23 protein-coding genes are annotated in these 23,406 nt (G+C 72.4%); 10 read left to right on the top strand and 13 right to left on the bottom strand.

What is annotated here, in order from left to right:
* Positions 1-143 precede the first annotated feature (143 nt).
* Positions 144-2,144 (top strand): glycoside hydrolase, encoded by a 2,001-nt coding sequence (locus ACH4D5_RS00745; RefSeq protein WP_398297143.1) that lies wholly within the window; start codon positions 144-146, stop codon positions 2,142-2,144.
* Here the strand turns inward: ACH4D5_RS00745 and ddaH are convergent.
* Positions 2,141-2,974, bottom strand: coding sequence for a dimethylargininase (ddaH, locus tag ACH4D5_RS00740; RefSeq protein ID WP_398297142.1), 834 nt, complete (start codon positions 2,972-2,974; stop codon positions 2,141-2,143). The two genes, ACH4D5_RS00745 and ddaH, sit on opposite strands and share 4 nt — an antisense overlap.
* 210 nt (positions 2,975-3,184) lie before the next feature.
* Here ddaH and ACH4D5_RS00735 point away from each other — a divergent pair, with 210 nt between their 5' ends.
* The gene (locus ACH4D5_RS00735) at positions 3,185-3,832 is read left to right on the top strand and encodes a TetR/AcrR family transcriptional regulator (RefSeq protein ID WP_398297141.1); all 648 of its coding nucleotides are present in this window, start codon (positions 3,185-3,187) and stop codon (positions 3,830-3,832) included.
* Here ACH4D5_RS00735 and ACH4D5_RS00730 read toward each other — a convergent pair.
* Positions 3,804-4,646 (bottom strand): glycerophosphodiester phosphodiesterase, encoded by an 843-nt coding sequence (locus ACH4D5_RS00730; protein WP_398297140.1) that lies wholly within the window; start codon positions 4,644-4,646, stop codon positions 3,804-3,806. The genes ACH4D5_RS00735 and ACH4D5_RS00730 overlap by 29 nt on opposite strands.
* A gap of 168 nt (positions 4,647-4,814) precedes the next feature.
* On the opposite strand from ACH4D5_RS00730, the gene ACH4D5_RS00725 reads away from it, so the two are divergent.
* Positions 4,815-5,552, top strand: coding sequence for a bifunctional DNA primase/polymerase (locus ACH4D5_RS00725; protein WP_398297139.1), 738 nt, complete (start codon positions 4,815-4,817; stop codon positions 5,550-5,552).
* Between the two features lie 48 nt (positions 5,553-5,600).
* On the opposite strand, the gene ACH4D5_RS00720 is transcribed toward ACH4D5_RS00725, so the two are convergent.
* From ACH4D5_RS00720 to ACH4D5_RS00700, 5 genes are all read right to left on the bottom strand, one after another.
* Positions 5,601-6,587 (bottom strand): hypothetical protein, encoded by a 987-nt coding sequence (locus tag ACH4D5_RS00720; protein ID WP_398297138.1) that lies wholly within the window; start codon positions 6,585-6,587, stop codon positions 5,601-5,603.
* An 85-nt stretch (positions 6,588-6,672) separates the two neighbouring features.
* Positions 6,673-7,458, bottom strand: a complete 786-nt coding sequence (locus ACH4D5_RS00715) for an FTR1 family protein (RefSeq protein WP_398297137.1) — start codon at positions 7,456-7,458, stop codon at positions 6,673-6,675.
* Between the two features lie 31 nt (positions 7,459-7,489).
* Positions 7,490-8,347 (bottom strand): heme ABC transporter ATP-binding protein, encoded by an 858-nt coding sequence (locus ACH4D5_RS00710; RefSeq protein WP_398297135.1) that lies wholly within the window; start codon positions 8,345-8,347, stop codon positions 7,490-7,492.
* Positions 8,338-9,402: a FecCD family ABC transporter permease gene (locus ACH4D5_RS00705; protein ID WP_398298458.1), complete on the bottom strand. Its 1,065-nt coding sequence runs from the start codon at positions 9,400-9,402 to the stop codon at positions 8,338-8,340. The genes ACH4D5_RS00710 and ACH4D5_RS00705 overlap by 10 nt, the downstream gene beginning before the upstream one ends.
* Before the next feature lie 65 nt (positions 9,403-9,467).
* The gene (locus tag ACH4D5_RS00700; protein WP_398297133.1) at positions 9,468-10,481 is read right to left on the bottom strand and encodes a hemin ABC transporter substrate-binding protein; all 1,014 of its coding nucleotides are present in this window, start codon (positions 10,479-10,481) and stop codon (positions 9,468-9,470) included.
* 135 nt (positions 10,482-10,616) lie between these two features.
* Here ACH4D5_RS00700 and ACH4D5_RS00695 point away from each other — a divergent pair, with 135 nt between their 5' ends.
* The 3 genes from ACH4D5_RS00695 to ACH4D5_RS00685 are packed head-to-tail and all read left to right on the top strand — an operon-like array spanning position 10,617 to position 14,319.
* Entirely contained in the window at positions 10,617-12,083 is a 1,467-nt protein-coding gene (locus ACH4D5_RS00695; protein ID WP_398297131.1) for an HtaA domain-containing protein, read from the top strand.
* Positions 12,084-12,135: 52 nt separating this feature from the next.
* Positions 12,136-13,644, top strand: coding sequence for an HtaA domain-containing protein (locus ACH4D5_RS00690; RefSeq protein WP_398297129.1), 1,509 nt, complete (start codon positions 12,136-12,138; stop codon positions 13,642-13,644).
* 15 nt (positions 13,645-13,659) lie between these two features.
* On the top strand, positions 13,660-14,319 hold the full coding sequence (locus ACH4D5_RS00685; RefSeq protein WP_398297127.1) for a PhzF family phenazine biosynthesis protein: 660 nt from the start codon (positions 13,660-13,662) through the stop codon (positions 14,317-14,319).
* Between the two features lie 42 nt (positions 14,320-14,361).
* Here ACH4D5_RS00685 and ACH4D5_RS00680 read toward each other — a convergent pair whose 3' ends face one another.
* Together ACH4D5_RS00680 and map are read right to left on the bottom strand one after the other, a co-directional pair.
* Positions 14,362-15,030: a heme oxygenase (biliverdin-producing) gene (locus ACH4D5_RS00680; RefSeq protein WP_398297125.1), complete on the bottom strand. Its 669-nt coding sequence runs from the start codon at positions 15,028-15,030 to the stop codon at positions 14,362-14,364.
* A 181-nt stretch (positions 15,031-15,211) separates the two neighbouring features.
* Entirely contained in the window at positions 15,212-16,069 is an 858-nt protein-coding gene (map, locus tag ACH4D5_RS00675; protein ID WP_398297123.1) for a type I methionyl aminopeptidase, read from the bottom strand.
* A gap of 79 nt (positions 16,070-16,148) precedes the next feature.
* On the opposite strand from map, the gene ACH4D5_RS00670 reads away from it, so the two are divergent.
* Positions 16,149-16,382: a hypothetical protein gene (locus ACH4D5_RS00670; RefSeq protein ID WP_398297121.1), complete on the top strand. Its 234-nt coding sequence runs from the start codon at positions 16,149-16,151 to the stop codon at positions 16,380-16,382.
* Positions 16,383-16,868: 486 nt separating this feature from the next.
* On the opposite strand, the gene ACH4D5_RS00665 is transcribed toward ACH4D5_RS00670, so the two are convergent.
* Positions 16,869-18,152, bottom strand: a complete 1,284-nt coding sequence (locus ACH4D5_RS00665; protein ID WP_398297119.1) for an MFS transporter — start codon at positions 18,150-18,152, stop codon at positions 16,869-16,871.
* 68 nt (positions 18,153-18,220) lie between these two features.
* The gene (locus ACH4D5_RS00660) at positions 18,221-18,823 is read right to left on the bottom strand and encodes a hypothetical protein (RefSeq protein ID WP_398297117.1); all 603 of its coding nucleotides are present in this window, start codon (positions 18,821-18,823) and stop codon (positions 18,221-18,223) included.
* 79 nt (positions 18,824-18,902) lie between these two features.
* On the opposite strand from ACH4D5_RS00660, the gene ACH4D5_RS00655 reads away from it, so the two are divergent.
* The 3 genes from ACH4D5_RS00655 to ACH4D5_RS00645 all read left to right on the top strand — a co-directional run bounded on the left by ACH4D5_RS00655 (position 18,903) and on the right by ACH4D5_RS00645 (position 21,048).
* Positions 18,903-19,982: an exo-alpha-sialidase gene (locus ACH4D5_RS00655; RefSeq protein WP_398297115.1), complete on the top strand. Its 1,080-nt coding sequence runs from the start codon at positions 18,903-18,905 to the stop codon at positions 19,980-19,982.
* Between the two features lie 49 nt (positions 19,983-20,031).
* Positions 20,032-20,748: an NADPH-dependent F420 reductase gene (gene npdG, locus ACH4D5_RS00650; RefSeq protein ID WP_398297113.1), complete on the top strand. Its 717-nt coding sequence runs from the start codon at positions 20,032-20,034 to the stop codon at positions 20,746-20,748.
* A 102-nt stretch (positions 20,749-20,850) separates the two neighbouring features.
* Positions 20,851-21,048, top strand: coding sequence for a hypothetical protein (locus ACH4D5_RS00645; RefSeq protein WP_398297111.1), 198 nt, complete (start codon positions 20,851-20,853; stop codon positions 21,046-21,048).
* A 21-nt stretch (positions 21,049-21,069) separates the two neighbouring features.
* Here the strand turns inward: ACH4D5_RS00645 and ACH4D5_RS00640 are convergent, their stop codons facing one another.
* Entirely contained in the window at positions 21,070-21,867 is a 798-nt protein-coding gene (locus tag ACH4D5_RS00640) for a site-2 protease family protein (RefSeq protein ID WP_398297109.1), read from the bottom strand.
* A gap of 99 nt (positions 21,868-21,966) precedes the next feature.
* Positions 21,967-23,337, bottom strand: coding sequence for a M1 family metallopeptidase (locus ACH4D5_RS00635; protein ID WP_398297107.1), 1,371 nt, complete (start codon positions 23,335-23,337; stop codon positions 21,967-21,969).
* Between the last annotated feature and the right edge of the window lie 69 nt (positions 23,338-23,406).

Genomic DNA, 23,406 nt, shown 5'->3' with positions numbered 1-23,406 from the left:
CCCAACTGTTTGGTTGTGGTGACGCGTTCGCACAGGACTGTCTGCGTACCTGTGCGTCCGTATTGTTAGCACGCCGTCGGCCAGATGGCTGAACTGCCCCTCTTCTTAAAAGGTTCTTAGAGGCGGCGACTATCCACATCTCCATGCCAACCAAGAGCAGTTCGCCCGGCCACGCCCGCAGGCGGTCGGAGACCCGATTCCTCGCCCTGTCCGTCGCCCTCGCGGTCGTCGCCGCAGGAGCCACCACGTACGCCTTCACCGCCGGAGCCGAGCCGCCGCACGGCCGGCACGTCGAACTCGCCGTCGAGGGCGGCACCGCGGTCGTCGACACCGCCACGCTCGCCGTCCGCGCCCGCACCCGCGACGGCCGCGACCTCACCCTCTCCGACGCCTCGGGCACCGACCTCGGCAAGCCGGGCCCGGTGACCCGCACCGGCACCGGCCGCGCCCGCTGGAGCTACCCCGAGCGCGGCATCGACGTGACCGCCCGCACCGACCACGGCCGCCTCTCCCTCAGCATGAAGGCACACCGCGACACCTCGGTCAGCTGGCCCGTCACCGGCACCGACTCCGCCGCCACCGCACTCCAACTCCCGCGCGGGGAAGGCCTGGACATCCCCGTGAAGGACGCGTTCTGGACCAAGGGGGAGGACGGCCTCGCGGGCAGCGGTGTCGACGTGAGCGAAGGCCTGACGCTGCCGCTGTGGGGCTACTCCCTCGGCAAGCGGGCCGGCGTCAGCTACCTCACCCCCACCGACATCGGCACGAGCCTCGGCTTCGCCGCCCCGGGAGGACGGTTGCGCACCACCGCCGAGCACACCTTCGACCGCGGCGAGGGCACCCGCGACTACACCGTCACCTTCGCCCTGACCGACGGCAACGCCGTCGCGCCCGCCGCCGACTACCGCTCCTACCTCGCCGAACGCGGCCGGCTCGGCAGCCTGAAGCGGAAGATCGCGAAGAACCCCGCCACCGGCAAGCTCCTCGGCGCCTTCCACGCCTACACCTGGGGCGACGCCCGCAAGCGCGCCGGGATCGAGGAGCTGCGCAAGCTGGGCGTCGACCGCATGTGGCTCGGCTACGACGGGAAGCCGTACCCGGACAAGGCGGCGGTGGGCGCCGCGAAGAAGGCCGGGTACCTCATCGGCCCCTACGACTCCTTCGCCAACGGCCAGGACCCGAAGACCGCCGACGCCCCGAACTCCGTCTGGCCCGGCACGGTCTACCCGGACTTCTGCGTCCGTGACGCCAAGGGCGAGCCGGTGACGGGCTTCGGCGGCCGCGGCTGCTACCTCAGCTCTTCCGCCTTCGAGAAGGCGGAGAAGCACCACCACTACCTGGCCGACCGCACCCGCCGGATGGTCGCCAACGGCGCCGACAGCTACTTCCTCGACGTCGACGCCACCGGCGAACTCTTCCGCGACCACGGCAAGGGCCACCGGATGACCAAGGCCGAGGACCGCGAGCACCGCCTCGCGCGCATGCGGCGCATCGCGGACCGAGGTCTCGTCCTCGGCTCGGAGACCGCGCAGGCCTGGGCGAACAAGACGCTCGCCTTCGACCACGGCGGCGCGACACCGGTCGCCGACGGCCTCTGGAAGCTCCAGAAGGACCGCGAGAAGTGGGGCGGTTACTACCCCGAGAACGCGCCCGGCGTCTTCTTCAAGCCGGTCGACCTGCCCGCCGGCCTCGCCAAGGCGATGTACGACCCCCGCTACCGTGCCCCGCTCTACGAGACCGCGCTGCACGGCTCGCTCGTCAACACCGAGCGCTGGGAACTCTCGTACGAGAAGCTGCCCGCCCAGAAGACCCCCCGCGCCCTGCTCGCCATGCTCTACAACACCCCCCTCAACTACGTCCTCGACGGCCCCTCGCTGAAGAAACACGGCGCCGAACTGGCCGCACTCCAGAAGTACTTCTCGCCCCTGCACAAGGCAGCGGGCACCGAACAGCTCACCTCTTTCCGCCGGCTGACCGAGGACCGCACCGTCCAGCGCACGGTCTTCGGCAAGGGCACGCTGACGGTGACGGCGAACTTCGGCACCAAGGCGTACGGGGGGCTGCCGGGCGGCTGTGCCGACGCCCGGCTCAAGGGCGACGACAAGCCGCGCCGGCTCTGCCCGGCGGAGCTGCGGAAGGGCTAGCCCCGCAGCTCCTGCGTGCAGCACTTCACGCTGCCGCCGCCCTTGAGCAGCTCGGTCAGGTCCATCCCGATGGGTTCGTAGCCGCGCTCGCGCAGCGGCTCGAAGAGGCCGAGCGCGGCCTGCGGAAGCAGCACGTGGAGCCCGTCGGAGACGGCGTTGAGCCCGAGCGCCTCGGCGTCGGGCTCCTCGGCGATCAGCGCGTCGGGGAAGAGCCGCCGCAGCACCGCCCGGCTGCCGGGGGAGAAGGCGGGCGGGTAGTACATGACGTCGTCCGCCGCGTCGTCCAGGACGGCGAGCGCGGTGTCCAGGTGGTAGTAGCGGGGGTCGACCAGGTCGAGCCCGATCACCGGGCGGCCGAAGAACTCCTGCGCCTCGCCGTGCGAGAGCGGGCTGGCCCGGAAGCCGCGCCCGGCCAGGACGTAGGAGGAGGTGACGGCGAAGTCGCCCTCGCCCTCGTTGATGTGGGTGGGTTCGTGGATCTCGGTGAAGCCGTGCGCGCGGAACCACTCCAGGTGGGCCGCGGCCTCCTCCTCGCGCTCGCGGTAGGCGAAGCGCGCGCCGAGCACGCGTCCGCCGACGACGGTCGCGCCGTTCGCCGCGAAGACCATGTCCGGCAGCCCGGGCCGGGGGGTGAGCTCCTCGACGGTGTGGCCGAGGGAGACGTACCGGTCGCGCAGGTCCTCCCACTGGGCGACGGCGAGGGGGACGTCGACCGGTTTGCCGGGGTCCATCCAGGGGTTGATGGAGTAGGTGACCTTGAAGTGTGCCGGTGGGCACATCAGATAGCGCCGGTGTGTGGCGCGCCGAGGAGAGCGAGGAAAACGGGACAATGAAGGCTCCTCACGTACCGCAGGTCATGTGCTGCCCATGGTGGGGCAGTTGATGCCCATAGTGCGGTCTGGGAGAGCTTTCGCGCAGTGAACCGAACGGGTGGTTGCGAGATTGGCCGAACGGGTGGTGCCCGGCACGCCCCCGCGGGCGAGACGACGCGTCTTGTCTAGACGGTACGTCTCGGTTCGGCCGCTGCTACATTCGACGGCATGGCCCAGAAGACAGCTCCCGACTCCACGCGCCGCAGCGAACGCTCGCGCCGCGCGATCTACGACGCAGCCCTCGCCCTCGTCGGTGAGGTCGGCTACGCGAAGCTGACGATCGAGGCCATCGCGGCCCGCGCCGGCGTCGGCAAGCAGACGATCTACCGCTGGTGGGCGTCGAAGGGAGCCGTCCTGCTCGACGCCTTCCTCGACCTCGCCGAGCAGGCGTCCCGGGAGGCCAGTGAGAACGCGGGCAGGGCGGAGATCGAGACCGAGATCCCGAACACCGGGGACCTGGAGGCCGACCTCAAGTACGTGATGCGCGCCACCGTCGACGAGTTCAACGACCCCAGGTACGACGCGCCCTACCGCGCGCTCGCCGCCGAGGGGCTGCTCAACCCCGAGCTGGGCGCCGAGTTCGTCGAGAAGCTCCTGGAGCCGCAGCTCCAGCTCTTCGTGAAGCGCGTGGAGCAGGCCCGCGAGGCGGGGCACGTCGTGCCCGACATCGACCCCCGCATCGCCCTCGAACTGTGGTCGAGCCCGCTCGCCCAGCGCTGGCTGATGCGCTCGGGCCCCCTCACCCACGACTACGTGGACAAGCTCGTCGAGTACGCGCTGTACGGCATCACGCCCCGGCCGTACTCCGCTTCCTGACCGGCGTACGCGAGAGCAGGCCGGGAGCGTCCGTGATCACGCCGTTGCAGCCGAGGCGCAGCACCCGGTCGCGCTGCTGCGGAGTGGTCACCGTGTGCGCCCACACCCGCGGGACGCCCGAGTTCACCGCGCGCAGCAGATCGCTGTCGCGCGCCTTGTAGTCCACGTCCAGGACGTCGACGAACGACGCCCACTCCTTCGGGCGGTCCCGCCGCATCTGCGCCTTCGAGCGCCACAGCTGGGCCAGCAGGCCGAGGCGGTGGGCGCGCCGGGCGACCGCAGGGTCGTTGGTGTTCACGAAGACCGAGCGGGTGAGCCCGCGGGCGCGGATCAGCCGGGCGAGCGGCTCCAGGCTCTTCGGGTCCTTGGCCTCCAGCATCAGCATGATCCGCCCGCCGAACCGGTCGAGGACCTCCGCGACCGTCGGCGGCCGCTCCGGGCGCCAGCGGCCGGGCACCGTGGCCGGGGGGCGCAGCCGCACGGCGAGCCAGCCCCACCGGTCGAGCCGGTGCACCGGGCCCGACGTGTACGTCGTGCGGTCCAGGGTGGCGTCGTGCATGACCACCGGCGTCCCGTCGCGCAGTATCCGCGTGTCGAAGTCGATGACCTGGGCGGTACCGCGTTCATAGGCGGCCAGCAGGCCCGACATGCTGTTCTCCGGAACCTCCAGGGCACCGCCGCGGTGCGCGGTGTAGACGACGCGGGGCAGCGCGTCCACGGTCAGCGGCCCGCTCCACTCGATCGGGGTGAGGAAGCCGTTCGGTGCCGTGAGGGTCAGCGCCGTGAGGCTCGTCAGCACAGTCCTAATGACCATGGCGCCCACGGTAGGCGGGTAAATCCAAACTTGCACCGGAAAGACGCGCTATGTCATCCCGCGGTGGGCATACCCCGGCCACCCCGGATGTGGCCTCCGGCCCCCCGAGGCGCAGGATGGTGGGACCATGGGTCATGCTTTCGGCACAACGGCGAGGTGAGGGGCTAGATGGGCGCGGAGTTCGGCAGCCGGTCCGGCGGACAGGGCAAATTCTCCCAGTGGCTCCGACGGCGCCCCAAGGACACGGCGGCGGATGACCGGGCCCGCGAGGAGCTGCTCCTCGCCGCCGCGGCGGCCGGACTGCCGCTGGCCCCGGCCGCGTATCCCTCGGGGTACCGATGTTCCTGCGACCGGATCGGCTGTCCCACCCCCGCCCGGCACCCGGTCTCCTTCGCCTGGCAGACGCAGTCCACGACGGACCGCGGCCAGATCGAGCGGTGGGCCCGCCACCAGCCGCAGGCCAACTTCATCACCGCGACCGGCATGATCCACGACGTCCTCGACGTGCCGCTGGACGCCGGGCTCGAAGCACTCGAGCGGCTGCTCGCCGCCGGGATCGAGGTGGGCCCGGTCGCGGAGTCGGGCGGCAGCAACGGCCAGGGGCGGCTGCTCTTCTACACCGCGACGCGCGGCACCCCCGAGGACGAGGACGAGTGGTGGCCGTGCGAGCTCGACTGCCACCCCGAGACGATGGACGAGCACCCCGGCCTGCGCTGGCACTGCCGCGGGTCGTACGTCCTGGTGCCGCCCGCCCGGCTCCCCGACGACCGGGAGGTGCGCTGGATCCGCGGCCCCGAGCATCCGCTGCCGGACCCGCTGACGCTCCTCGCGACGCTCACCGACGAGTGCGCGCGCGTGGCGGGCGAGCCCCAGCAGGACGTCGCCGCCTGGCCCCTGCGGGGCTGACCCGGCGACCGCTCCGGAGGACCCGGGTGGCCTCTCCGGGGGAGGGGCCTACTCGCCCGTCGCGCCCGTCAGACCCTGGAGGCGGCCCAGGAACGCCACCTTGTCGCCGCCCGGCTTCTTCGGGTCGACGACCACCTGGTTGGAGACCCGGTGCAGCAGCAGGGACTGCCGCACCTCGCCCTTGAGCAGCGCCTTCGCGTCCGCGTCGACCTTCGGGCTGAGGCCCTTGAACGCGGTCTGCTTCTCGTAGTGGCGGGTGGCGAAGAACACCAGCGCGCCACCGTCCTCGGTGCGCAGCCCCAGCGGCGCGAACGTGCCGCCGTTCTCCGGCTCGTCGAGGTACTGCACGGCGAGGCCGGCCCGCTTGGAGTTCCGGTCGCGGTAGGCCTTCCAGCGCGACGTGTGGTCGCTCGGCGCGAACGCGTCGCCGCCCGACTTGAGGTACGACGTGTACTCCTCGCCGAGGTCGGCGGGGGCCAGCGCGAGGTCCTTCGCCCGCAGGCCCACCGGCTCGGCCCAGCCGTCCCCGTCCTTCTTCAGCTTCGGCATCTTCTCCGGCGACACCAGGTTCAGATAGGTCGCCCGCCACAGCTGGTCGGGGCCGCTCTTCGTGAAGACCCACAGCCACCGCAGGTCGGAGCGGCGGTTGGCCTTGGTGTCCGCCAGGAACCAGCGCGGCCAGCCGGCCTTCTTCGGTATCGCGTACGTCACGTCCGTGAGTTCCAGCGGCACGTGGTTCTTGTTGCCCTCCGGATGCTGCACGCGCCGGGACTTCAGGCCGCCCTGGTTGATGGCGCCCAGCGGCCCGGTGATGCGGGCGGCGTCCGCGGCCGGGTCGTAGGCCTTGTCCGCCTTGTTGTACGCGGTGAGGAACTCCCTGAGGGCGCGGTCCGCCTCGGACTTGGTGGCCGCGGGGACGACCTCCCGCTCCCCGTGCACGGTCACGCAGCCGCTCGCCGTGAGCGCCAGGACCGTCACCGCCGCCGACACCGTGACGGACCGGCCGGGACCGCGAACCCTGCGAACGTTGCTCATCGGAATGCCTCCACCTACCCCTTCCCGGGCCCGAACCTTATCGGGCCCGGAAAAGGGGTGTGCGGAAGGGGTGTGCGGGTGCGGGTCAGATCTCCTGGAGGCGCGTCGCACGCGACCTCGAGCCGCGTGCGAGGAGGAGCAGCGCGGGGACCGCGTACAGCGGCCAGATCACCGTCTGGACCACTGTCGGGTCGGGGCGGAAGCCGACGACGCCCGCCAGGAGCGCGCCGTACCAGCTGTCCGGGGGGACGGCCCCGCTGATGTCGAACGCCGTGTTCCGCGCGCCGCCGAGGAGTTCGGCCTCCTGCAAGGCGTCCACGCCCTGCGCGAGGAAGCCCGCGGCCACGACGATCAGCGCGACGCCGGACCAGGTGCGGAACCGGTCCAAGTCGGCGCGGACCGCGCCCAAGTGGAGCAGCCCGACCAGGACGAGCGCGGTGAGCAGGCCCAGGACCACGACGAGCAGCGGCCCGTGCGCACCGTCCCTCGACGCCTGCACCGACGCCCAGAAGAACAGGGCCGTGTCCAGCGCCTCCCGGCCCACCGCGAAGAACGCGGTCACCGCGAGCAGCGCCGTCATGTGCCGCGCCTCCGCGCGCCGCATCCGAAGGGCCACCCACGTCAACAGGCCCACGGCGGCGAGCGACAGCGTCCCGCCGAGCGTCTCCCGTGCCCGGGGCGTCAGCTCCTGCGAGCCGAACGTCAGCGCCCAGCCGAAGCCGAGCGCGAGAAACGCCGCGACACCGATGCCTGCCCCGACGGGCCGCAGCGCGTCCCGCCGCCCGGTCCTCGCGGCGAAGGTGAGGAGCAGGCCGGCGGCCGCGCCGGCCTCCAGACCGGCGCGCAGCCCGATCAGATAGTTGTCGAACATCTCCGGAAGAGTAGCCGCGCCCCTTTCCCCGTCACTGCCCGCCGTCCCTGAGCGGGGCCACCACGGGGGCGCCGGTGCGCGGGTGCGGGAACACCTCGACGGGCTGCCGGTACACCTCGGAGAGCAGCGTCGCCTCGAACACGTCGCCGGGGGCACCCTCCGCCGCGACGGTCCCGCCGCGCAGCACCGCGACCCGGTCCGCGTACGCCGCCGCGAGGCCCAGGTCGTGGAGGACCACCACGACCGCGTCCCCTGCGGCCGCCCGCTCCCGGCAGATGCGCAGCACCAGCTCCTGGTGGCGCAGGTCGAGCGCGGCGGTCGGCTCGTCGAGCAGCAGCAGCGGGGCGCGCTGGGCGAGGACGCGGGCCAGCGTGACCCGGGCGCGCTCACCGCCGCTGAGCGCGGAGAAGGGGCGCGCGGCGAAGCCGCCGACCTCGGTGGCCGCCATCGACTCGCGCACCACCCGGTCGTCGTCGTCCGCCGCCCGGGTCCCGGCCCAGGGCGCGCGGCCCATCCGTACGACATCCGCCACCGGGAAGGGGAAGGAGAGCGCCGCGGACTGCGGCAGCACGGCGCGGCGCAGGGCGAGTTCGGGCGCGGGCCAGTCGGGGGCGGGCCGGCCGCAGAGGCGTACGACTCCCTCGTCGGCCGGGAGGTCGGCGGCCAGCGCGGCCAACAGGGTGGACTTCCCGGCGCCGTTGGGGCCGACCAGGGCGAGCACCTCGCCCGCGCGGGCGGCGAGCGAGACCCCGCGGAGCACCTCGCGGCCGCCGAGCCGCACCCGCAGCCCCTCGGCCTCGGCGAGGACGTCCCCGCGCGCGACGGGCCCGGGCGGCACGCGCTCCCGCCCCCCGAAGAGCCTCCTGCTCAGCTGTCCGATCACGCCCAACCTCCCTGCCTGCGACGGGTCCTGCGGAGCAGCCAGAAGAAGAACGGGCTGCCGAGGAGCGCGGTGAGCACGCCCAGCGGCAGCTCGGCGGGCGCGGCCACCGTGCGCGCGGCCAGATCGGCGGCGACGAGGACCAGCGCGCCGCCGAGCGCGCTGCCGGGCACGAGGAAGCGGTGCCCGGGGCCCGCGGCCATCCGCAGCAGGTGCGGCACGAGGAGGCCGACGAAGGTGATGATCCCGGCGACGGCCACCGCGGCCGCGGTCAGCAGGGCCACCACGAGGACGAGGACGAGCCGCAGCCGCTCCACGTCCACGCCCAGATGCCGGGCGGGCCGCTCACCGAGCGCGAGCAGGTCCAATCGCCGCGCGTGGAACGGCGCGACGGCCAGCCCGACGAGCGCGCAGGGCAGGACGGCGAGGACCTTCGGCCAGGTCGCCTGGGCGAGCGAGCCGAGCTGCCAGAAGGTGATCTGGCTGATCTGCGCGTTGTCCGCGAAGAAGATGCACAGGCCGATGAGGGCGCCCGCGAAGGCGTTCACGGCGATGCCGGTGAGGATCAGCGTGACGACTTCCGTACGGCCGCCCTCGCGCGACATCGCGTACACCAGCAGGACGGTCGCGAGCCCGGCGACGAACGCGCAGACGGTCACCGTCCAGTTCCCGAGGAAGCCGAGGCCGAGCGCGATGGAGGCGACGGCGCCGACCGCGGCGCCCGACGAGATCCCGATGACGCCGGGCTCGGCGAGCGGATTGCCGAACACACCCTGCATCAGCGCGCCCGCACAGCCGAGCGAGGCGCCGACGAGGAGGGCGAGCACGACGCGCGGCAGCCGCACGTTCCACAGCACGCTCTCGCCGACCCGGTCGAGCGCGGACCCGCCGAGCCCCAGGCGGTGCTGGACGGAGGAGACGACGTCGCCGAGGGGGATGTCGTACGCGCCGGTGCCCGCGGAGAGCAGGCAGAGCAGGACGAGGACGGCGGCGAGCACCGTGGTCAGGGTGAGGGCGGCACCGCGGCGGCGGGGGACCGCGCCGTCCGGCGTGGGGGCGGACACGTCCGGGGCCACGTCCGTGTCCGTGCCCGCGTCCGTGTCTGCGGCTTTGGCTTTGGCGAGCACGCTCACTCGGCGTCCCCGTACAACTGCTCCACCAGGGACTTCAGCACCTGGTCGGTGCGCGGCCCGTAGTTGAGGAGCACGCCGTCGTCGATGGAGACGACGCGCCGGTCCAGGCCCGCGGGGGTCTCGGCGACGCCCGGGACCTTCAGGAGCCCGTCCACGCCGTCCACCGACGCGAGTCCCTTCCGCATCACCAGGATCGCGTCGGGCGCGGCCTTCGCGAGCGCTTCGCTCGTGATCGCCGTGAAGTCCTTCCGCAGCCCTGACTCCTTGCCCGCGTCGACCGCGCCCGCCGCCTCCAGGAGCGAACTCGCCCCGGACTCGCGCCCGCCGAGCAGATAGACGGAGGCAGAGCCGCGCAGATAGAGGAAGGCGACCCGCGGCTTCTTCTTCCCCTTCCCCGCCGGGATGTCCTCGCGGACCGCCGCGATCCGCTGCCGCGTGCGCTCCGTCAGCTCGGCGCCCGCCTTCCGCACGCCCAGCGCGTCGGCCACCGCCTCGATGCGCGGGCCCACGTCGTCGAGGCTCTTCGCGGGGTCGAGGACGACGACGGGGATGCCCGCGTCACGGATCTGGTCGATGGCCTCGGCGGGCCCGGTGGTGGTCTCCGCGAGGACGACGGTCGGCTTGAGGGAGAGCACACTCTCCGCCGAGACGTCGTGTGCGCGGGTCACCACCGGCAGCTTCTTCGCCTGCTCGAAGGTGGCGGTGATGTCGCGGGCGACGACGTTCCTGCCGAGTCCCAGGGTGAAGACGATCTCGTTGAGGCTGCCGGTGAGCGGCACGATGCGACGGGTGTCCTTCACCGTCACCTTGTGACCGTCGGCGGAGGTGACGGTGGCGGGGAGCACGGGTTTCGGCTCGGTCTTCAGCGGCTCGACCCGGTCGGGCGCGGAGGTCTTCGCCTGCGCCCGCCGCGCGTGGGGGCCGCCGTCGCCGTCCGGCGTTCCGCACCCGGTGAGACCGAGGGCGAGCACGGCGGCCCATGCGCCGGCGATGCGGAGTGAGCGCGGCATACGCACCGAAGTCCACCGTCCTGTCGAGCTGTTGAGGTCTGCTCCGAGGGCTGGGTTCCGGTTGGGGGTTCCAGCCCGGAGCGTTCGTAGTTTAGGTTAGCCTTACCTAATTCGCCAGACCGCAGGAGGGGTCCCATGCCGTCGTCCGGACAGGCGCGTGCCACCGTTCGCGCCGGAGCCGTGGCCGTGCTCACGGCACTCGTCGGAGCGCTGCTCCCGGCGGCCGCCGCGCACGCCGAGGACCGCACGGTCCGGGGCGGACGGCTCGACTGGGGCATCAAGTCCTCCTTCCAGAGCTACGTCACGGGACCCATCGCCCGCGGCGCCTCCACCCTGCAAGGGGGTGCGGCCACGGTCGGCGGGAGCCAGTTCCGCTTCCACTCGGCGAAGGGCTCGTACGACCCGGACAGCGGGGCGTTCACCGCGGGTTTCTCGGGCGGGGTGCGCTTCACCGGGCACAAGAAGGGCGGCTCGTACGAACTCGACCTCACCGTCAGCCGCCCCACGGTGAAGGTCTCCGGCGGTTCCGGCACGCTCTACGCCGACATGGTCAGCAAGGAGAAGGGCACCGGCAAGGTCACCAGGACCGCGCAGGTGCCGCTCGCCTCGCTCGACATCTCCGGCATCGACATGAAGGGCGGCACCGGTCCGATCGCCCTCACCAACCTTCCCGCGACGCTCACTTCACAGGGGGCGAAGGCCTTCGCCGGCTACTACACGGCGGGCACCGCCCTCGACCCGGTGAGCCTGTCGACGGACCTCGTCGCCAAGAGCCCCCCGAAGAGCAAGGGCGCGAAGAGCAAGGGCACGAACAAGGGGAAGAAGAACGCGGAGGCGGGCCGGACCGGCCGCATTCAGGACGCCGCCGTCGACTGGGGCGTGCGCCGCACCTTCCGCGAGTACGTCACCGGGCCCATCGCCAAGGGCGAGTGGAAGCTGTCCGCCGGCGCCCAGGACGGCGGCGCGCTCTTCCGCTTCCCCAGGGGCAAGGGGACGTACGACGAGAAGAAGGGCACCCTCACCGCGGACTTCGCGGGGGCGGTCCGCTTCACCGGCGAACACGGCCTCGACCTGACGCTCGCCGGGGTCGCCGTCGAGATCGAGGACGGCAAGGGCACGCTCACCGCGGACGTCGACGGCAAGGGCGACCGCGGCACCACCCTCAAGAACGCCCCGCTGATCACCTTCCCCGCGAAGGAGCTGCGGCCGAAGGACGGCCTCGTCTCCCTCACCGAAGTTCCGTCGAAGCTCACCGCCGAGGGCGCCAAGGCGTTCGGCGGCATGTACAAGGCGGGCTCCGCCATGGACCCGCTCTCGCTCGCCGTCGCCCTCGACGCCGACGCGGAACTCCCCGCGCTGCCGGACCTCGGCTCGTCCGCGAACTCCGCGTCGGAGCCGACCCCGAAGCCGGACCCGAACTCTTCGAAGACCGCGGCGGCACCCCGCACCGAGAACGCCGCCGAGTCCTCCGACTCCTCGTCGAACGCCGTGCCGATCGGTGTCGGCGCAGGCGTCGCGGTCCTGCTCGCCGCGGCGGTCGCCTTCGGAGTCGTACGCAAGAAGCGCGCGACGCCGGACACGCGGGACACCCCGGACGCCTGACCACCTCACTGTTGCCTGCCCCCTCCTCCCCCTCTCAAGGAGAAGCCTGATCATGGCCGCCACCCGTCGCCCCACCGTCCTCGCGGCAGCCGTCGCGACCGCCGTCGCCCTGGGCGCGAGCGCCCTCACGCTCCCGGCGGTCGCCGCCGACGCCGCCCCGGCCGCCCCGCCGAAGCTGGAGCTCAAGGACGGCACGCTGGAGTGGGGCCTGAAGGAGTCCTTCCGGAAGTACGTCACGGGCATGGCCCACGGCAAGATCGAGGCCAAGGACGGCGCCCGGCAGGCCGCGGACAACGGGGTGTTCACGTTCTCCGGGGGCAAGGGCACGTACGACACCGGTACGCACGCCACCGACACCGCCTTCAAGGGCAGCGTCCGCTTCACCTCCACCCTCCACCGCTTCGACATCGGCGTCACCGACGTCAAGGTCCGCACCCAGGGCAAGACCGGTGCCATCCAGGCCGACGTCACGCTGAACGGCTCCGTCCAGAACGACATCGACCTCGCCGCGCTCGACCTGAGCACGGTCAGGCCCGGGCAGGGCGAGGGCGGCGCGATGGTCTTCAAGGACATCCCGGCGGCGCTGACCGCGGACGGCGCGAAGGCGTTCAACGGCATGTACGAGGCGGGCGAGAAGCTCGACCCCGCCACGCTCACGGTGACGGCGGGCGGACCGGTGACCGAAACCCCCACGCAGAAGCCGACGCAGAAGCCCACGGAGAAGCCGACCCAGAAGCCCACGCAGCGCCCCACGAAGAAGCCGACCGACGGCCCGTCCGAGCCCGGCAAGGCCCCGAAGCCCACCGCATCGCAGGGGTCGCGGGAGTCCACGGGCGATGTCGCCGGCGGCCGCCTCTCCTGGGGGCTGAAGGAGAGCTTCCGGAAGTACATCTCCACCGGCGGGAAGGCGACCGTCGCGGGCGGCGCCAAGAAGATCTCCGACGGCTACCGGTTCCCGTACGCCAAGGCGGAGCTGGACTCCGCCGCCAAGAAGGCCGACGCCTCCTTCGGTGGCAGCGTCCGCTTCACGTACAAGGCGCACGGCATCGACATGAAGTTCAGCGACCTCAAGGTGCGGGCGAGCGGAGCCAAGGGCACCCTGCTCGCCGACGTCACCACGCCCCAGGGCAAGAACAACGACGTGAAGTTCGCCGCGCTCGACCTCTCCGGGGTCTCGTACAAGGCGAAGAACGGCGTCGTGCTGTTCGACAAGGTGCCCGCGACCCTGACGGCGGCGGGCGCCAAGCAGTTCGCCAATGACACGACCGGTTCCCCGTACCGGCCGGGCGAGAAGCTCGACCCGGTGACGGTGGCGCTGTCCTCATCGGCGGGCGCGATGCTCCCGGCCGGCGGCAACACCGGGGCAACGGCCTCCGGTTCGTCCGTCTCCGGTGCCGGCTCCGTGGGCGGCGGCGGTTCCGTCGGCGGCTCGGGCTCGCTGGCGGACACCGGCTCCTCGGTCCCCTCCACCGCGCTGCTCGGAGTGGCGGGCGTGGCGCTCGCGGCGGGCGCGGGCGCGGTCGTCGCGGCCCGGCGGCGGGGGAGCGCCGCAGCGGTGTGATGCTTGAATGCGAGGGTGACTGAACCCTTCGACGTACTGCGTGTGTTCTGCGGGCCCGACGGTCGGCACGGCAACGAACTCGGTGTCGTGCGCGACGGGGCCCGCATGCCTGATCTGGCGGACCGTCAGGCGTACGCAGGGAAACTCGGCTTCAGCGAGACGGTGTTCGTCGACGACCCCGAGCGCGGCGTCATCGACATCTACACGCCGACGCTCAGGCTGCCCTTCGCCGGCCACCCCTGCGTCGGCACGGCCTGGCTGCTCGACGTGCCGGAGCTGGTGACACCCGCGGGTGTGGTGGAGGCGCGCCACGACGGCGAGTTCAGCTGGATCACGGCACGCGCGGACTGGGCGCCGCCGAGGACGCTGCGGCAGTACGGGACGGCGGCGGAGGTCGACGCGCTCGACGTGCCGCCGCCGGGGGAGTGGATCTACGCCTGGGCCTGGGAGGACGAGGCCGCGGGCCGCGTGCGCGCGAGGGGCTTCCCCGGGCGGGGCGACGGCATCGACGAGGACGAGGCGACGGGCGCGGCGGCACTCCTGCTCACCCACGAACTGAGCCGCGCCCTCAACATCACCCAGGGCCGCGGCTCCCAACTCCTGACGGCCCCGGGCCCGGAAAACTCGATCGAGGTCGGCGGCCGGGTCCGACGATTCAGCCCCTCCGGCGTTTGAGGAGCGGGGGTCCGGGGGCAGAGCCCCCGAGTCGTCACCCCGTCAGGCGCTGAGCGGAAACTCTTCCCCGAGCTCACGAAACACCGCCGTATTCAAAGCGAAAGCGAACTTGCACTCGTCGACGATCCGCCGCTTCTCCAAGTCGTCCGTGACCACCACGTCGATCCCGTCGAGCAGTTCGCGATAGCCCCGCTTGAACGCGGCCGGGTTGGGGATCCCCTCGAAGACGTAGAACCGCACGCCGTCGCCCTTGCGGGCGAAGCCCCAGGTCCGCTCGGCCTTGCCGCGGATGATCTGGCCGCCGGAGAGGTCGCCGAGGTAGCGCGTGTAGTGGTGGGCGACATAGCCGCCGGGCCAGGTGCGCGCACACTCCGCGATCCGTGCCGCGTACGCCTCCGTGGCGGGCAGCGGGGTGAGGCCGGCGCGCCAGTCCGCGCCCCGCAAGTGTGCGAGGTCGCGCTCCAGCTCGCTGACGCGGTGCAGCTCGGGCCGGATGAAGGGTCCCGCGACGGGGTCCTCGCGCAGGGCCTGGGCGCCGTCCTCCAGGGCGCGGTACACGAACCAGAGCTGTTCGGTGTAGCGCGTGTACGCGTCGACGCCGAGCCCGCCGCCGAGGAGGTCGCTCATGAAGGTCGAGGTCTCGGCCTCGGTGTGCTGCTCGTGCGACGCCGTGCGGATGACCGTCGAGAAGGGCGTGAGCGGCGAGTCCATGAAGACCTCCAGGGGAGCCGGGAAGGACGGGGCGGCGGAAACCGGTGACCTCTGCAGATCATGCAAGTTAGGCTTACCTAAGTCAACCGGTTCCCGACACTCTGTCGGTAAAAGACTTACCCGCTCCCGACCCCCGGAACCTCCCGTTCAGCGATCTTCCGCATCCCTGCTGGGCTCGTCCTCAGGGGAGCGTGAGGATCTCCGCCCCGGTCGCCGTCACCACCAGCGTGTGCTCGAACTGAGCGGTCCGCTTCCGGTCCTTCGTGACGACGGTCCAGCCGTCCTCCCACATGTCGTACTCGTACGTCCCGAGCGTCAGCATCGGCTCGATCGTGAACGTCATGCCGGGCTGGATGAGCGTCGTGGCGTGCGGGCTGTCGTAGTGCGGGACGATCAGGCCGGAGTGGAAGGACGTGTTGATGCCGTGGCCGGTGAAGTCGCGCACCACGCCGTAGCCGAAGCGCTTGGCGTACGACTCGATGACCCGGCCGATGATGTTGATCTGGCGGCCGGGCTTGACGGCCTTGATGGCGCGGTTCAGGGCCTCCCGGGTCCGCTCCACGAGCAGCCTGGACTCCTCGTCGACGTCGCCGACGAGGTAGGTGGCGTTGTTGTCACCGTGCACGCCGCCGATGTAGGCCGTCACGTCGAGGTTGATGATGTCGCCGTCGTTCAGGACGGTGGAGTCGGGGATCCCGTGGCAGATGACCTCGTTGACCGAGCTGCACAGCGACTTCGGGAAGCCGCGGTAGCCGAGCGTCGAGGGGTAGGCGCCGTGGTCGCACATGTACTCGTGCGCGACGCGGTCCAGCTCATCGGTGGTCACGCCGGGCGCGATGTGTTTCGCGGCCTCTTCCATGGCGCGGGCGGCGATGCGGCCCGCGGTGCGCATCAGCTCGATGGTCTCGGGGGTCTGCACCTCGGGCCCGGTGTACGGGGTCGGCGCGGGTTTCCCTACGTACTCGGGGCGCCTGATGTTGCCGGGTACGGAACGGATGGGGGAGAGCTCCCCTGGGACGAGCAGTGACTGGCCAGACATGTGAGCGAGTCTAGCCAGCCGTCGTGGGGCAGCATGGCCTCAGAGAATGTGACCCGATCGGGGACGGAAGGAGCGGGGCATGGCGCTGTTCAAGAAGCGGACCGTCGGCAAGCCGGGCGAGTGGTTCTACTGCCTGGAGCACCAGAAGGTCGAGGAGGGGCCCGACTGCCCCGGCAAGGACCGGATGGGGCCCTACGCCTCGCGCCAGGAGGCGGAGCACGCGATGCGGACGGCCGCGGAGCGGAATCTCCAGTGGGAGAACGACCCCCGCTGGCACGACACGGCGGCCCGCAGCGACGACAAGGCCGACTGACCGCCCGGCGGCGCCCCCGTGGGGGACGACCGCCGCCGCCCGGCCCGCCCCCGTCGGGGAACGCCCCGCCTCTGTCCGGCCCGCCCCCGTCGGGGCGCCGATGCGCCTCCGCCCGGCCCGCCCCCGTCGGGGGGCGATCCGCCTCTGTCCGGCCCGTTCCCGGTCTGGGCGCCGATGCGCCTTTGCCTGGCCCGCCCCGTCGGGGGCGATCCGTCTCTGTCCGGCCCGTTCCCCGTCGGGGAGCCGAAGCGCCTCCGCCCGGCCCGCCCCCGTCGGGGGGGCGGTCCGCTCCTGTCCGTTCCCCGTCGGGGAGCCGATGCGCCTCCGCCCGGCCCGCCCCCGTCGGGGGCGATCCGCCTCCACCCGGCCCGTTCCCCCTCGGGGAGCTGATGCGCCTCGGCTTGGCCCGTCCCCCGTCGGGGGCCTGCCTCCCTCCGGCCCGCCCTTCGTCGGGGGGCGACCTGCCTCCACCCGGCCCGCCCCCCGTCAGGGGGCCACCGCCTCCGCCGTCCTCTCGCCCTGCTCCCGGCGCCGCCTAGCGTCCGGGTCCGTCGTTGCGTCGTACGACACGAGCCGTGGCAGGAGTGTCGCGAGGACGCCGACCGAGGCCACGCAGGCCAGGCCGCCCGACCAGATGGCGGGCCGCGTGCCCGTCCAGCCCGCCGCGGCGCCCGCGCGGACCTGGCCGAGCTGGGGACCCACGCTGTACGACAGGACCTCGATCCCGGCGAGCCGGCCCCGCAGCTCGTCCGGGATGGTCTGGTTCCAGATCGTGGAGCGGCCGAGACCGCTCGCCATGTCGCCCGCGCCCGCGAGCGCGAGACAGCCGAGCACCACCCAGATGTTCGAGAACCAGCCCGCCGCGGTGACCGCGAGGCCCCAGCCCGCCGCGCCGAAGACCACGAGCAGCCCGTGCCGCCGCACCCGCGACGTCCACCCGCTGGTGAGGCTGAACAGCAGCGAGCCGACCGCCCCGGCCGCGTACATCAGGCCGAGCGCCCACTCCGCGTCCAGGTCGTCCGCGAGGAACGGAAAGATCGTGTTCGGGAAGGCGAAGAACATCGCCGCCATGTCGATCGCGTACGTACCGAGCAGCACCGGCCGCGACCACGCGTACCGCGCGCCTTCCGCCAGGCCCTTCAGCGACGGCTTCTCCGCGTCGTGCGCGGCCGGCGCGGGGGAGAGGCGGGTGCACAGGAGCACGGAGACCGCGAAGCAGCCGATCGTGATCGCGTACGCGGAGGCGTGCCCGGCGTACGCCACGACGAGGCCGGCGAGCGAGGGGCCCGCGATGGCCCCCACGTTCCAGCGCAGGGAGTTCAGCGCGGCGGCCGCCGTCAGCTGGTGGTGCGGCACGATCCGCGCCATGAGGGAGTCGAGCGCGGGGCGCTGCAGGCCGGCGAGGGCGGAGACGCCCGCCGCGACGACGTACAGCGGCCACAGCATCGGGTCGGGCAGCAGCGCGTTCACCAACAGGACGACGGCCAGCAGGCCAAGCGCCGCCTCGGTCAGGAGGATCACCTTGCGCCGGTCCACGGCGTCGGCGAGCGCGCCGCCGTAGAGCCCGAAGACGATCAGCGGCACCAGCTCGACCGCGCCCATCGCACCGACCGCGACCGGCGAGTCCGTCAGCTCCTTGATCTGCAGCGGCAGGGCCACCATCGCCATGAAGCTGCCGAAGTACGTGACGAGGCCCTGGATCCACAGCAAGCGGAAGTCGCGCGTGGAACGCCAGGGGGAGAGATCGGGCAGTATCGCGGAGAGAGGCACGAAAAGCCATGTTCAGGGCGGTCCGGTGCCGCGAGCAACCGAATTACGCTCCGCGCGGGCGCGGCACGTCACCACCGCGCCGGCGGCGGCGACGTCAGCTGGTCGGCGAGGCGGGACAGGCGGTCGCGCAGCCGCCTGCGGCCCCGCGGCTCGGGCAGCGCGTTCTCCCCGGCGGCCGCGCTCACCAGGTGCTGGACCGTGTCGAGGTCGAGGTCGGCCGTCTCGGGCACCGCCAGCGCCTCGTGCGACAGGGCGCCCAGGTCCCGGTCGCCGGAGCCGAGCGCCAGCACCGTCGCCCCCGCGCGCCGCGCGTCGTGCACCCGCGTGAGCAGCTCCGGATCCGGCGCGTCCGGCGCCACGACGAGCAGTGTCTCGCCGCGCCGCGCCGCCTCGATGCGGCCGAGCCCGGTCGACAGGTGCGCGGGATCCGCGGCGCGCACCCGGTGCCGTACGAGCGTCGGGGTGAGCTCCGGCGTGCCCGACCAGGCCGCCTCGTCGACCAGGTGCGCGGCCAGGTGCCACGGCTCGTACGCCGCCGTGCCCACGAGCAGCAGCCCGCCGCCGTGCGGCACGACGGAGGACCGCAGCGTCCCCGCGAAGCGGCGGGTGGCGCCGAGCCACTCGGTCCCGGCGAGCACTTCGCGCAGCAGCGCGACCCGTACGGCGTCCATGGCGAGGCATCCTGCCCCAACATGCCAGTCGTCACCGGGAGTTCACCGCGAATTCCCCCGGGATGGGGAGGCGCGGAGGATGACTTATGAGACGTCTGTTCCCTTCCGCGCGGGCCGCGAGGGATACGCGAGCTTCCGCATCCCGGCCGTCGTCACCACGGCCTCCGGCACCGTCCTCGCCTTCTGCGAGGGCCGCGTCGGCTCCTCGGAGGACTTCGGCAACATAGACATCGTCCTCAAACGCTCCGCCGACGGCGGCCGCACCTGGGGCCCGCTCCAGGTCGTCGGCAAGAACGGCGCCGACCTCGCGGGCAACCCCGCGCCCGTCGTCCTCGACACCGGCCGCGTCCTCCTCGTCCACGTGCGCAACGCCGCCGCGGCCACCGAGGACGCCATCCGCCGCGGCAAGGTCTCCGCGGCCAACGGACGCCGCGTCTGGGTGCAGCACAGCGACGACGACGGCCTCACCTGGACGGCGCCGCGCGAGATCACCGGCCAGGTGAAGCGGACGAACTGGCGGTGGTACGCGACCACGCCCGGGCACGCCGTACAGCTCACCACGGGCCGCGTCGTCGTCCCCGCCAACCACTCCCTGCCGCCCACCGGCACCGACAACGGCACCGAGGGCAAGTACAACGGCGGGCACTGCCTGCTGAGCGACGACGGCGGCGCCACCTGGCGCATCGGCTACATCGACGACAACGTCAACGGCTACATCAACGTCAACGAGACCACCGCCGCCGAACTCCCCGACGGGCGCCTGTACCTCAACACCCGCAACGACTCCCCGGCGCCGGGCAACCGCGCCGACGCCCACTCGCGCGACGGCGGCCAGAGCCTCGTCAAGCCGTTCCGCCCGCAGGCCTCGCTCACCGGCCCCGTCGTCGAGTGCAGCGTCCTGCAACTGCGCGACCCCGACGTACTCCTCTTCTCCGGCCCCGCCGACCCCGACTTCCGCGCGCTGATGACCGTGCGCCGCTCCACCGACGGCGGCACCACCTGGCGGACCGCCCACACGGTCGACGGGCTGCCGGCCGCCTACTCCGATCTCGTACGGCTCGACGAGCACACCGTCGGGCTCCTCTACGAGACCGGCGACTTCAGCGCCTACGAGACGATCTCGTTCCGCCGGATACCGGTGGCGGAACTCGCCGGATAGCCCCTGACCGGTGACCACCGGGTGCGGAACCGGTGCGTAAGGTCGCCCCATGACCTCTACAGACAGTGCGCAGAACGCTCCCGCCAAGGCCCCCGCCAAGGATCCGTGGGAGCTTCCCGACGTGTCCGGGCTCGTCGTCGGTGTCCTCGGCGGCACCGGTGACCAGGGGCGCGGCCTCGCCTACCGGCTCGCCCGCGCCGGGCAGAAAGTGATCATCGGCTCCCGCGCGGCGGAGCGGGCCCAGGCCGCCGCCGACGAGCTGGGCCTCGGCGTCGAGGGCGCCGACAACGCCGAGTGCGCGCGGCGCAGCGACATCGTGATCGTCGCCGTGCCGTGGGAGGGCCACGGGAAGACCCTGGAATCCCTGCGCGAGGAGCTGAGCGGCAAGCTCGTCGTCGACTGCGTGAACCCGCTCGGCTTCGACAAGAAGGGGGCGTACGCCCTCAAGCCCGAGGAGGGCAGCGCGGCCGAGCAGGCCGCCGCGCTGCTCCCCGACTCGCGCGTCACCGCCGCCTTCCACCACCTCTCGGCCGTCCTCCTCCAGGACCCGGACGTCGAGGAGATCGACACCGACGTGATGGTCCTCGGCGAGCGCCGCGCCGACACCGACGTGGTCCAGGCACTCGCCGCCCGCATCCCCGGCATGCGGGGCATCTTCGCCGGGCGGCTGCGCAACGCCCACCAGGTGGAGTCCCTGGTCGCCAACCTGATCTCCGTCAACCGGCGCTACAAGGCGCACGCGGGGCTGCGGGTCACGGACGTGTAGGGACCCGTGCCGGGCGGGGGCGGGCATGGGGGACACTGGTTGCGTACGCGCACGCGTACGCAACCGTGCTTGCCACGCTTCACCGGACAGGAGCCGTTCCCCATGCCCCGCCTCGCCGTGTACGCCCTCGTCGTCTGCGCCCTCGCCGTCGCCGCGGCCGTGATCTCGTTCGTGCAGGGCAGCTGGCTCGGTGTCGTGTGGGTGCTGCTCGCGGGGCTCTCGTCGAACATGGCGTGGTTCTACCTGCGGCGGGCCAAGCTGGAGCGGGACGCGGCGGCCGCCTCTCCTGCTGCACACTGACCTGACTGCCTGCGCACCGACTCACGCCGCTGGGGGAATCTCCTCCGAGGTCTGCCAGAAGCGGTACAGGTCCTGGCCCCAGTAGGTGTCCCACTCGCTGACGCCGAGGGCGCGGAGGACCGCGTCGATGGCGTCGAAGAACGCGTGGTTGATCTCCGGGATCCACAGCACGGCGAAGACCGCGATCAGCCCGAACGGCGCGAACGGCTCCACCTGGCGGCGGATCCGGTGCGAGAGCCAGGGCTCGATCACGCCGTAGCCGTCGAGGCCCGGGATGGGCAGGGAGTTCAGGATCGCGGCGGTCACCTGGAGCAGGGCGAGGAACGCGAGCGCGTACCGGAAGGTGTCGGGGACGCCGTCCAGGGCGTCGAGCCAGAACGGCGCGGTGCAGACGACGGCGAACGCCACGTTCGTCAGGGGGCCGGCCGCCGAGATCAGGCTGTGCTTCCAGCGGCCCCGGATCCTGCCCCGCTCGATGAAGACCGCCCCGCCGGGCAGGCCGATGCCGCCCATGATCACGAACAGCACCGGCAGCACGATGCTGAGCAGGGCGTGCGTGTACTTGAGCGGGTTGAGGGTCAGATAGCCCTTCGCGCCGATGGAGATGTCGCCGCTGTGCAGGGCGGTGCGCGCGTGCGCGTACTCGTGCAGGCAGAGCGAGACGATCCAGGCGGCCGTCACGAAGAGGAAGACGGCGAGCCCGGGGTTGTCCGCGAAGCCGGTCCAGGCGGCCCAGCCGGAGACCGCCGTGACGGCGGCGATCCCCAGGAAGACGGGGCTGATCCGCCGGTCGCTGCGGCGGATGGGGGCGGTGGTCATGGGGCGGGGCTCCTGGAGTCCGACGGCCTGGCGTGCCCGACGCTATCGGGTCCGTGCGGTGAGAACGTCCGGTGAGGGGGCCGGGTTCCTGCTCCCGCCTCAGGTGACGTCGGGTTTCCTGGGCGAGAAGAGCCACGTGTCGAACAGGTCCGTGAGGTCCTCGCCCGATTCCTTCTCGCACAGGGCGATGAACTGCTCGGTGTCGGCGTTCCCGTGCCGGTGCTCGCGCGTCCACGTGCGCAGGATGGTGGAGAAGGCGTGCTCGCCCACGGCCTCGCGCAGCTGGTGCAGGGTCATGGCACCCCTGCCGTACACCGGCGAGTCCGAGACGCGCGCGGCGGTCGGCGGGTCGGCGGGCGGGAAGCCCCAGATGCCGTCGCTCTCCGGGTGCGTCCCGTCGTAGAAGGAGTCGAAGGTCTCTTGCGCGGTGGGGCCGCCGTGTTCCTCGTCCCACAGCCACTCGGCGTACGTCGCGAAGCCCTCGTTCAGCCACATGTCCTGCCAGGAGCGGGGCGTGACGCTGTTGCCGAACCACTGGTGGGCCAGCTCGTGGACGACGAGGAGGGCGTCCGGGGCCTCTTCGAAGTACGGCTTGGTCTGGGTCTCCAGGGCGTAGCGGAGGTCGGGGAGGTGGTCGACGACGGCGCCGGCCGAGGAGAAGGGGTAGGGGCCGAAGCGGTCCGCGGCCCAGTCGAGGACCTCGGGCACCAGCTCCGGGACGTCGACGGGGCCGTCCGCCTCGTCGGGGTCGACGGCCGTGTAGAGAGGCAGGCCGTCGTCGGTCTTACCGGTGGAGACGTCGAAGACGCCGGTGACGACGGTCGCGACGTAGCTCGCCATGGGTTCTCGGTTGCGCCAGCGGAACGTGGTGCGCTTGCCGCGCCTGTGGGTCTCGTGCAGCGTTCCGTTGCTGACCGCGGTGTAGTCGGACGGCACGGTGACGTCGATGTCGTACGTCGCCTTGTCGGACGGGTGGTGGTTGCCGGGGAACCACGTCATGGAGCCGCTGGGCTCGCCGAGCGCCGCCACGCCGTCGTCCGTCTCGATCCAGCCCTCGTCGCCGCCGTCGCTCGCCGTGAGCATCCGGGGCACCCCGCCGTACCGGACGGTGGTCTTGAAGGTCTTCCCCTCGGCGATGGTGCGCGAGGGCGTGAGCGTCAGCTTGTTCCCGCTCCTGCCGACGCGGGCCTCGGAGCCGTCGATGTCGGCGCGGCGCACGCGCAGGCCCGCGAGGTCCAGGCTGAGGCGGGGCAGGTCCCGGGTGGCCCGGGCGGTGATCACCGCGGTGCCGGTGAGCCGGTTGCTGTCCGGGGTGTAGTCGAGGGTCAGGGCGTAGTGCATGACGTCGTAGCCGCCGTTGCCGAGCGCCGGGAACAGGTGGTCGTCGACGCGCTTCCCGCCTGCGTCGAGCAGGACGAAGTCCCGCACGGTGCCCACGCGGCCGCCACCACGAGCACCAAGATCGCGCACCCGGTCTACGTTGAGGCGTAGGTCGCCCGGCTGCCCTTGGATGTCACGATCCGGCCCTCGAACATCCCG

Origin of the sequence: Streptomyces sp. NPDC018029 (genome assembly GCF_044327655.1) — a bacterium.
In the GTDB taxonomy this organism is placed as follows: Bacteria; Actinomycetota; Actinomycetes; order Streptomycetales; family Streptomycetaceae; genus Streptomyces.
This window is presented reverse-complemented; position numbering and strand designations above follow the sequence as displayed.